We start from the raw sequence: 8,475 nt of genomic DNA, 5'->3' as shown, positions 1-8,475 counted from the left end.
GAGCGCCTGACTGTTAATCAGGTTGTCGCAGGTTCGATCCCTGCTCGAGGAGCCATTTTACCCCTGGGGTAATTGGGGTATAGCCAAGTTGGTTAAGGCACGGGACTTTGACTCCCGCATCGTTGGTTCGAGTCCAGCTACCCCAGCCAGTATGGTTCACTAGCTCAGTTGGTAGAGCACCTGACTTTTAATCAGGTTGTCCCGGGTTCGAGCCCCGGGTGAGCCACCACGGTGGCTTATCTGGCGACTGCTTTTGGCCATCACATCATGACTCACTAGCTCAATTGGTAGAGCATCTGACTCTTAATCAGCAGGTTCGGGGTTCGAGTCCCCGGTGGGTCACCATTTTGTTAGATGCACCTACGGGTGTATAGATACTTCTCCTTTGATTGGATGGGGAGAAAGACTTGTAGCGGGCGATTAGCTCAGCTGGGAGAGCGCCTGCCTTACAAGCAGGATGTCAGCAGTTCGATCCTGTTATCGCCCACCAATGTGGCCCGGTAGTTTAGTTGGTTAGAATGCCGCCCTGTCACGGCGGAGGTCAGGGGTTCAAGTCCCCTTCGGGTCGCCATTTATGCCTCGGTAGCTCAGTTGGCAGAGCAGGGGACTGAAAATCCCCGTGTCGGCGGTTCGATTCCGTCCTGAGGCACCACTTCTTTTGCTGGTGTAGCTCAATAGGCAGAGCAGCTGACTTGTAATCAGCAGGTTGGGAGTTCGATTCTTCTCGCCAGCTCCACTTAGCTTAGATGCGGGTGTAGCTCAATGGTAGAGCTCCAGCCTTCCAAGCTGATCACGTGGGTTCGATTCCCATCACCCGCTCCATTTTTCTGTATGCCGGGGTGGCGGAACTGGCAGACGCAGGGGACTTAAAATCCCCCGGTTGGTGACAACCGTACCGGTTCGATTCCGGTCCTCGGCACCATCTGATTTCCATATCGCCAAAAATTTTACATGCGGTCGTGGCGGAATGGCAGACGCGCTAGCTTCAGGCGCTAGTGGTGGCAACATCGTGGAGGTTCAAGTCCTCTCGACCGCACCATATCCTCTGTTCAATTTCATATCTCATCATGCGGTTGTGGCGGAACTGGCAGACGCGCTATCTTGAGGGGGTAGTGTTCACAAGACGTATGGGTTCAAGTCCCATCAACCGCACCACTTGAATTTAAGGCTCAGCGTTTGCTGGGCTTTTTTGTTGCAGGGGGACGATACTATGCTGCAATTGGAGAAGGTAAGGGAAGCAATGAAAGCTGTGGATGTATGCTGTGGCAAGTGCGAGATATGTTCGCCGGACTGTCCTGTGTTTGTGGCAAAACGGGCACTTGCCGCGCTTTTTGCGGATTTGGAGGAATATGAAGCCGCATCGAATGACGATTGTCCTTGAAAGTTCTTGTCATGCGGCAGAAAATATTATATGATAAGTTAAAAATGGGGATGAAGAGGTACGATCTTTATAAAGTGTATGTTTGTGCATGTAGTTTCCTCGAAGAATTTGTACCCTTGGAAGGGGTTTGAGATATGTTTGGAATGTCCATGGATATTGGAATTGATTTAGGAACGGCGAATGTTCTTGTGTTTGTCAAGGGTAAGGGGATCGTTTTGCGTGAACCTTCGGTCGTAGCGATGGATCGTGATACGGGGCGTATCTTGGCGATGGGCGAAGAAGCGCGGCGTATGATCGGGCGCACGCCGGGCAATATTGCGGCGATTCGTCCGCTTCGTTCGGGCGTCATCGCCGATTATGACATGACGGAGCGAATGATCCGATTTTTTATTGAGAAAGTTACCGGCAGGAGTTTTGTCTTTCGGCCGCGCATCATGATCTGCATCCCCTCGGGCGTGACATCGGTGGAGCAGCGTGCTGTGCAGGAGGCGGCGGAGCAGGCGGGCGCACGCTACTCGCAGCTCATTGAGGAGCCTTTGGCGGCAGCTTTGGGTGCGGGACTTAGTATTGAGGAGCCGAACGGTTCGATGATCGTCGATATTGGAGGCGGCACGACAGATGTCGCCGTCATAAGCTTGGGCGGCATTGTGAACAGTGCGAGCCTGCGGCTGGCGGGGGATACGTTTGATGAGGCGATCATTTCTTATATCAAGCGTGAATACAATATGATGATCGGTGAGCGCACGGCAGAGAATATTAAAGTCAATATCGGCGCAGCGTTTCGGGGTGCGCGTGATGTTTCGATGGATGTGCGCGGACGCGATCTCCTGTCGGGTCTGCCGAAAACCATTAACGTGACTTCGGCAAATATGGCGGAAGCCTTGGAGACGCCGGTGACAGGCATTGTGCAGTGTGTGAAGAAGGTTTTGGAAGAGACGCCGCCGGAATTGGCTGCGGACATTATGGATCGCGGCATTGTCATGACTGGCGGCGGCGCTCTGCTTTATGGGCTCGATGAACTTCTGCGCAGGGAGACGGGGATTGCTGCTGCTTTGGCAGAAGATCCGCTTTCGTGCGTGGCGTTTGGCACGGGGAAGGCTCTGGAGTATCTGGGCATGACGGCAGAACGTGTGAAGTTCCTGTCAAAATAAAACTTTTTGTCCCCTTATGATTTCATTGAAATTGCCGATAAACTCTATAGAGAAAACTATGAGGATACATCTGCCATTGCGCTGAGATTTATAAGGGGGCTTTTTCTATGCTGCGTGGCTTATACGTTGCGGCGTCCGGTATGATTACCGAGACAAATCGCACGGATACAATCGCAAATAACCTTGCAAATGCGGCTTCGTCGGGCTATAAGCGGGACGAGGCGATCAATCAGGAGTTTGCGCCGGTGCTGCTGAAGCGCATCAACGATGCGCAGGATGATGAAGTAACGTCTTTCCGTGGCTTCCGCTTGGAACAAGGGCCACCGAAGGTCGGAAGACTCGGGTTGGGTTCGTATACGGCTGAGATTGCGACCGATCATGCACAAGGGGCAATGACGGTGACGGGCAATCCGTTTGATCTCGCTGTTTCGGGCGAAGGGTATTTTGCTGTTCAGACACCTGAGGGCGTACGCTACACGCGCGACGGCAGTTTCTATCGTCAGGCGAACGGCGCTTTGGTAACGGCGCGGGGGCAGGCGGTACTGAATGCACAGGATCGCCCGATCATTTTGCCGGATAGCCCGAATATCACGATCGGCGCAAAGGGTGAGATCATGGATGGGCGAAATAGCATCGATACGCTGCAGTTCGTGCAGTTCGATGATCGCCGTGCCGTCTTGAAGCAGGGAGACAATCTCTATCGTCCGCAGGAAGGCGCTGTGCCGCAGGCGGCGACAGGGGATATACAGCAGGGAATGCTTGAGCGTTCAAATGTTAATATTGCGAGCGAGATGGTCAGCCTGATCAATAATTACCGCATATATGAGGCGGGATCGCGTGCCCTCGTGACGCAGGACGCGATGACGGACAAGACGGTCAATGAGGTTGGCAGGACGAGCTGAGGATGGTTTGAGCCTTAGGGATAGGGAGATATATTTTTTTGATTTGAAGTAGATGGGAGAGCTTGCATCATGATGAGAGCACTTTGGTCTGCGGCTTCGGGTATGAAGGCGCAGCAGGACAACATGGATGTCGTGGCGCACAATATTGCGAATGTCAATACGTTCGGCGCCAAGAAGGTACGCGCGGAATTCCAGGATCTCGTTTATCAGAATCTGCGTGCTGCGGGGGCGCAAAGCGGCGCCGATTCGCAGTATCCGACGGGGCTTGCCATTGGTCTTGGCACGCGTACGGCGGCGACGCAGCGTATTTTTACGCAGGGCAATTTGCAGTCTTCGGGAAATCCGACGGATGTTGCTGTGCAGGGCGAAGGGTTCTTCCGCATTGAGATGCCGGACGGCACGATCGCTTATACACGCGACGGCTCCTTCAAGCTCGATCAGAACCGCCGCTTGGTGACGACAGATGGCTATCCTTTGGCGGACGGCATTACGATTGATGCGAACGCACCGAACGATTCCATCGTTATCGCGGGTGATGGGCAAGTGTCTTGTACGCCGGCGGGCGGCACTGTGACGGCGGTCGGACAAATCACACTTTCACGCTTCGTGAATCCTGCGGGGCTTTTTGCGATCGGCAAGAACCTTTTCCAAGAGACGGAAGCCTCGGGCAATGCGATTGACTCGAATCCGGGTGAGGAGGGCGCCGGCACTTTGACGCAGGGAGTCGTCGAGATGTCAAATATTCAGATCGTTGAGGAAATGGTCAATATGATTGTGGCGCAGCGTGCATACGAGTCGAATTCAAAGGCGATCACGACATCGGATTCGATGCTTGAGATTGCAAATTCCCTCAAGCGCTGATAAAGGGCTGAGAAATGAAGGTTAAGGCGGCGGCAGCATTCTTCTTGGTGTATGTCGCCCTTTTCCACGCTTTGACGGGGGTGGCGGATGCGGCGCGCTTTTCGCAGACGATCCGCGCTGCTGAGTTTGAGCGAATGGCAGACGAGAAGATCGCAGCGCTCTTTCGTGATGTGGGCGAGACACGCCGCCATGAGGTGATGCTCGTAAAACCGCCGCGTGATATGAAACTGCCGGATGGCGAAGTTTCTTTCTCTGTAGAGGCGCCGTTGGGACTTGTTTACAATCGCCGCACACCGGTGTATGTTTCAGTGCTTGTGAACGGCAAGCCATATCGCCGGGCGCTTTGCTACTATACGATCCGCATTTACGATCAAGTGGTCGTTGCAGCGCGCAACCTCTTTCCCGAACAGCCTTTGGCAGAAAGCGACCTGCGCATTGAGGAACGTGAAGTGACGCAGGTGCGTGCCCGCTGTCTCAAAGATAAGAATGAGGCGGTCGGTCATGTCGTTGCGCGTATGGTGCAGGAAGGTGCGCTGCTCTCGGAAAATCTTCTGAAACAGCAGCTTGTGATAGAGTCGGGGGCCTTGGTGACGATTGTTTCCCACTACAACGGCGTCGAAGTGCGTGTTTCGGGCGTGGCGCTTGGGCGCGGGCGTATCGGACAGAAAATTCGCGTGCGCAATGCGGCTTCGCGCAAGGTGTTGACTGCTACAGTGGTCGATGCCGCTACGGTCGAGATTGATTCCTGAGAAGGTGACATGATGAAAAACAGCAAAAAATGGCATTCGTTGCTGCTCGTCGGTGTTTTCGGCGGTGCGGTTTTGTTCGCTCCGGCAGTTTCGGCACAGTCGTTGTGGGCGGACGCGACAGAAGGTACGTCGTATGGCATCTTTGCTGACCGCAAGGCGAGAAACGTCGGCGATACCTTGACGATCGTCATCAGTGAAAAGACAACGGCGACGCAGACGAAGTCGCGCAAGAACGGCAAGTCCGGTTCAACGAAACTCAATGCCGGCGTAGGCATCCTTGATTTTGTTTCCGCAGCATCAGCGAGTACGTCTGACAGTTGGAAAGCAGACGGCTCTGCGAAAGATACGAGCAACTTCAGCGGCAATATCGCTGTGACAGTCGTCGAGGTGCAGCCGAACGGCAATATGATTGTCGAAGGTACGCAGTCGATCTGGCAGAACAAGGATGAACATAAGATTACGCTGCGCGGCGTCGTGCGTCGTGACGATGTGACGTATGACAATACGGTCCCGTCGACGAAGCTGGCGGACGCGACCGTGCGCTTCGACGGCAAGGGGCCTCTGAACGCAAAACAGCGTCAGGGCATTCTCACGCAGATATTCAACATTCTGTTCTAAGAGGCAGGTATTTTCGGTACAGCGATGGTCGTTGACATTCCTCTGCTTTTAGGAGGCAGTTTTATGAAGAAGATTTTGGCGTGTTTCGCCGTGTTCATGCTCGTGCTCGCTATGGGAACGTCCGTCTTTGCAGAATCGGCGACGACGCGCATCAAGGATATTGCTAAGGTGCAGGGTGTGCGTTCGAACCAGCTCATGGGCTATGGTCTTGTTGTTGGTTTGAACGGTACGGGCGATTCGAATAAGACCCTCGAAACCTTGCAATCCGTTGTCAACGTCCTGCGCGAGTATGGCGTGACGATTTCCAAGGCAGATCTCAAGACGAAGAACGTCGCCGCCGTTATGGTCACGGCGATTTTACCGCCGTTTGTGCGCGAGGGCGACAATATCGACATTACGGTTTCTTCGATGGGTGATGCGAAGAGCTTGGCTGGCGGCACGTTGCTGCAGACGCCGCTTCGCGCTGCAAACGGCACGGTCTATGCCGTCGGGCAAGGTCCCGTCGCGACAGGCGGATTTTCTGCAGGTTCGGGCGGCGGCTCGCAGCAGAAGAACTTCCCGACCGTCGGTACAACGCCGGGCGGCGCTATCGTCGAGCGAAGCGTTGAGGATGATGATATCGGAGCGAGCGGTGTGATGTCGCTTTCCTTGAACAAAGCGGATTTCACGACGGCAGCGCGCGTCGCGCAGGCAATCAATGCACAGTATGGCGGTATCGCACGTGCGGCGAATCCCGGTCGTATTGACATTTCCGTGCCTGCGTACTACCGCAGCAATATTGTTGCTTTCGTCGCGAGCCTTGAGGATCTCCCTGTGACACCCGATAACATCGCGAAGATTGTCGTCAATGAACGCACGGGAACGATCGTCATGGGCGGCAACATCGCTGTCGATGAGGTCGCCATCACGCAGGGCGGCATCTCCATCAGCATCACGAAGGACCTCGACGTCAATCAGCCGCCGCCCTTCAGCCCCGGCACGACGGTGGTTGCAGACAATACAAACGTCGATGCGAAGGAACAGAAGGCCAGTTCCATCGTGCTGCCGGCTACCGCGAATGTCGGCGATGTCGTCGGTGCGTTGAATTCTGTTGGTGCGACAGCGCAGAACATCATTTCCATTTTGCAGGCGATGAAAGCATCGGGTGCGCTTCATGCGGAACTGGAAATCATTTGACGAGGTGAAGAAGGATGCAGATTTCTGATTCGTTGCAGGTCAGTGCCCTGCAGGGTGGGCGTTCGTTGATGAACTCAGCGGAAGCGAGCAAAGAACGTGCCGAAACATACGAATTCAACGAAAAACTCAAGGAAGCACAACAGGCGTTCGCACAGAATACGGCGAAAAAAGCAGTGACGGGTGCGGAAGAAGCAACGGCGAACAAGAAACTTATGGACGCCTGCAAAGGCTTTGAGACGATGTTCCTCGATATGATGTACCGCCAAATGCGCCAGACGGTGCCGAAGGATACGCTTTTTGGGCACGACAATACGGATGACATCCTAGAATCTATGCGTGATACCGCTATGGTAGAAAAAATGTCGGAAGCGGGCGGCATCGGTCTTGCCAAGACGCTCTATGAGCAGCTGCAGCGCGATGCACATGCTATCAAAGTGGACAAATAAAGAAACGAATAAAAAGCGGGCTGCACTGGCGGCCCGCTTTTATTCGTTTCTTCGTTCAGGTAGCCTGTTCCGTTTATCCATGTGTTGTAGTAAACGAAAGTTGTAACAGGAATGTCTAAAGAAAAACATTGGATGAAAGGGGATATCTGATCGATGCCGACATTGCCGTAAAGCTGCAGCTTTCCCGTATCCTTGCGTCTGGAATCATCGAAAGAGATCGTACCGTAGACATTCTTGCTGCGTGTTACCGTGAGAACAAGGTCATTCATCTGCGGCTCCTGCGCCGGCAGGAGTTTCATGAGAATATCTTGCGGAGGCAGGCGCTTCGCCTGTTCAAGCCCCTGCTCGATATCGCGTACGTTCAAGACATCGCCCTCGCGAATCTCAATCGTTCCTCGTACCGAGGCGGTTCTTCGTAGACTTCTTTTTTCTGTAAGGTTTCGATATTGAAATTGCCGCCAATCTTCGTTTATATAACAAGAATGTCATCATAAAATATTCCTGTATGCAAATAAAATCCTTGAGTATCTTTAGTACGAGTTACTATAAATATGAGCTTATCTTTAATAAATTTTAATGTATCAGGTTCATTTGTATGGGTTTCTTTCCAGCCTAATTGAGACAATTCGCTTCGATAATATTCGTCAATTTGTGTCAGATTCGCTTCTGTAAAATAATCTGTAGTAATACTAATCTGGGTAAGTTTGCAAATGGTGTGCTCAGATGTTTTTACAGAGGAAGGAAGTGGGCGGATATATAAAAATTCTTCCCTGATGTATTCTTTTCGATCTGAATAAATATGAGGGTCTTGGATAAGTGGAACTATATTGTATAAAAATAATATGGAAAAACCGGAAAATGCAATTATTGATATGCTATATTGTATTGTTTTTATAAAGTTGTACATAGGTCAACTCCCCGTTAAATTATAGAGAAAAATGGTACCTTTTATATTACTTTCTATCCCCAAAGATGATGCTGCAGATATTTCAGTTGAATAGATATCATCAAAAAGAGATTTTTCATATCCTGCTTGTTATCGGAATCTATTTAGTGTTCGGTGGCTGCTGCGACGTTTGGAAATTTATTCGAATGCATTACAACTACCGAAAAAATTTCCCACAAGGAAATGAAATGGTTAATTGCAATAGCAAATCGGACAGTTTCCTAAAATTTTTTCAAGCAGCAAAA

Annotated in this window: 9 protein-coding genes, 11 tRNA genes and 1 pseudogene; 19 read left to right on the top strand and 2 right to left on the bottom strand. The window is 52.0% G+C overall.

The genetic code is table 11. The features are described from left to right. Positions 1-73 precede the first annotated feature (73 nt). The 19 genes from ACTTKG_RS07470 (at position 74) to ACTTKG_RS07380 (ending at position 7,284) form a co-directional block, all read left to right on the top strand. Positions 74-149, top strand: a tRNA-Gln gene (locus tag ACTTKG_RS07470). Between the two features lie 4 nt (positions 150-153). Beyond that, positions 154-229, top strand: a tRNA-Lys gene (locus ACTTKG_RS07465). 40 nt (positions 230-269) lie between these two features. Further along, positions 270-345: transfer RNA gene (locus tag ACTTKG_RS07460), tRNA-Lys, on the top strand. 69 nt (positions 346-414) lie between these two features. Then, positions 415-490: transfer RNA gene (locus ACTTKG_RS07455), tRNA-Val, on the top strand. Positions 491-494: 4 nt separating this feature from the next. Further along, positions 495-571 (top strand) — tRNA-Asp (locus ACTTKG_RS07450). Positions 572-576: 5 nt separating this feature from the next. Beyond that, positions 577-652: transfer RNA gene (locus ACTTKG_RS07445), tRNA-Phe, on the top strand. 8 nt (positions 653-660) lie between these two features. Continuing rightward, positions 661-736 (top strand) — tRNA-Thr (locus ACTTKG_RS07440). A 12-nt stretch (positions 737-748) separates the two neighbouring features. Next, positions 749-822 (top strand) — tRNA-Gly (locus tag ACTTKG_RS07435). Between the two features lie 11 nt (positions 823-833). Then, a tRNA-Leu gene (locus tag ACTTKG_RS07430) sits at positions 834-922 on the top strand. 31 nt (positions 923-953) lie between these two features. After that, a tRNA-Leu gene (locus ACTTKG_RS07425) sits at positions 954-1,039 on the top strand. 30 nt (positions 1,040-1,069) lie between these two features. Further along, positions 1,070-1,155: transfer RNA gene (locus tag ACTTKG_RS07420), tRNA-Leu, on the top strand. A 55-nt stretch (positions 1,156-1,210) separates the two neighbouring features. Beyond that, complete coding sequence (locus ACTTKG_RS07415; protein WP_442673594.1) at positions 1,211-1,381, top strand: hypothetical protein; 171 nt, start codon at positions 1,211-1,213, stop codon at positions 1,379-1,381. Between the two features lie 134 nt (positions 1,382-1,515). Next, positions 1,516-2,532: a rod shape-determining protein MreB gene (gene mreB, locus ACTTKG_RS07410; RefSeq protein ID WP_442673593.1), complete on the top strand. Its 1,017-nt coding sequence runs from the start codon at positions 1,516-1,518 to the stop codon at positions 2,530-2,532. A gap of 107 nt (positions 2,533-2,639) precedes the next feature. Continuing rightward, complete coding sequence (locus ACTTKG_RS07405) at positions 2,640-3,434, top strand: flagellar hook-basal body protein (protein ID WP_442673592.1); 795 nt, start codon at positions 2,640-2,642, stop codon at positions 3,432-3,434. 69 nt (positions 3,435-3,503) lie between these two features. Continuing rightward, positions 3,504-4,295 (top strand): flagellar basal-body rod protein FlgG, encoded by a 792-nt coding sequence (gene flgG / locus ACTTKG_RS07400; protein ID WP_442673591.1) that lies wholly within the window; start codon positions 3,504-3,506, stop codon positions 4,293-4,295. A gap of 14 nt (positions 4,296-4,309) precedes the next feature. Then, positions 4,310-5,044 carry a flagellar basal body P-ring formation chaperone FlgA gene (gene flgA / locus ACTTKG_RS07395; protein ID WP_442673590.1) on the top strand — a complete coding sequence of 245 codons (735 nt, stop codon included), beginning with the start codon at positions 4,310-4,312 and terminating at the stop codon, positions 5,042-5,044. Between the two features lie 12 nt (positions 5,045-5,056). Next, complete coding sequence (locus ACTTKG_RS07390; RefSeq protein ID WP_442673596.1) at positions 5,057-5,662, top strand: flagellar basal body L-ring protein FlgH; 606 nt, start codon at positions 5,057-5,059, stop codon at positions 5,660-5,662. A 63-nt stretch (positions 5,663-5,725) separates the two neighbouring features. After that, positions 5,726-6,838: a flagellar basal body P-ring protein FlgI gene (locus ACTTKG_RS07385; protein ID WP_442673589.1), complete on the top strand. Its 1,113-nt coding sequence runs from the start codon at positions 5,726-5,728 to the stop codon at positions 6,836-6,838. 68 nt (positions 6,839-6,906) lie between these two features. Continuing rightward, on the top strand, positions 6,907-7,284 hold the full coding sequence (locus tag ACTTKG_RS07380; protein WP_442673595.1) for a rod-binding protein: 378 nt from the start codon (positions 6,907-6,909) through the stop codon (positions 7,282-7,284). Positions 7,285-7,427: 143 nt separating this feature from the next. Here the strand turns inward: ACTTKG_RS07380 and ACTTKG_RS07375 are convergent. After that, positions 7,428-7,673, bottom strand: a pseudogene (locus ACTTKG_RS07375) (POTRA domain-containing protein); the annotation flags it as partial. Positions 7,674-7,753: 80 nt separating this feature from the next. Then, the gene (locus ACTTKG_RS07370) at positions 7,754-8,191 is read right to left on the bottom strand and encodes a hypothetical protein (protein ID WP_442673588.1); all 438 of its coding nucleotides are present in this window, start codon (positions 8,189-8,191) and stop codon (positions 7,754-7,756) included. Positions 8,192-8,475: the final 284 nt, after the last annotated feature.

This window comes from Selenomonas sp., assembly GCF_052169755.1.
Classification (GTDB): Bacteria; Bacillota; Negativicutes; order Selenomonadales; family Selenomonadaceae; genus Selenomonas.
The sequence above is the reverse complement of the archived record's forward strand: the minus strand, read 5'-3'. Positions and strand labels throughout refer to the sequence as shown.

Excerpts from the sequence above, each read along its gene's own strand:
- ACTTKG_RS07385 (WP_442673589.1), top strand. The coding sequence starts at position 5,726 with ATGAAGAAGATTTTGGCGTGTTTCGCCGTGTTCATGCTCGTGCTCGCT.
- flgA (WP_442673590.1), top strand. The coding sequence starts at position 4,310 with ATGAAGGTTAAGGCGGCGGCAGCATTCTTCTTGGTGTATGTCGCCCTT.
- ACTTKG_RS07370 (WP_442673588.1), bottom strand. The coding sequence starts at position 8,191 with ATGTACAACTTTATAAAAACAATACAATATAGCATATCAATAATTGCA.
- ACTTKG_RS07415 (WP_442673594.1), top strand. The coding sequence starts at position 1,211 with ATGCTGCAATTGGAGAAGGTAAGGGAAGCAATGAAAGCTGTGGATGTA.
- flgG (WP_442673591.1), top strand. The coding sequence starts at position 3,504 with ATGATGAGAGCACTTTGGTCTGCGGCTTCGGGTATGAAGGCGCAGCAG.
- ACTTKG_RS07405 (WP_442673592.1), top strand. The coding sequence starts at position 2,640 with ATGCTGCGTGGCTTATACGTTGCGGCGTCCGGTATGATTACCGAGACA.
- ACTTKG_RS07390 (WP_442673596.1), top strand. The coding sequence starts at position 5,057 with ATGAAAAACAGCAAAAAATGGCATTCGTTGCTGCTCGTCGGTGTTTTC.
- ACTTKG_RS07380 (WP_442673595.1), top strand. The coding sequence starts at position 6,907 with ATGAACTCAGCGGAAGCGAGCAAAGAACGTGCCGAAACATACGAATTC.
- mreB (WP_442673593.1), top strand. The coding sequence starts at position 1,516 with ATGTTTGGAATGTCCATGGATATTGGAATTGATTTAGGAACGGCGAAT.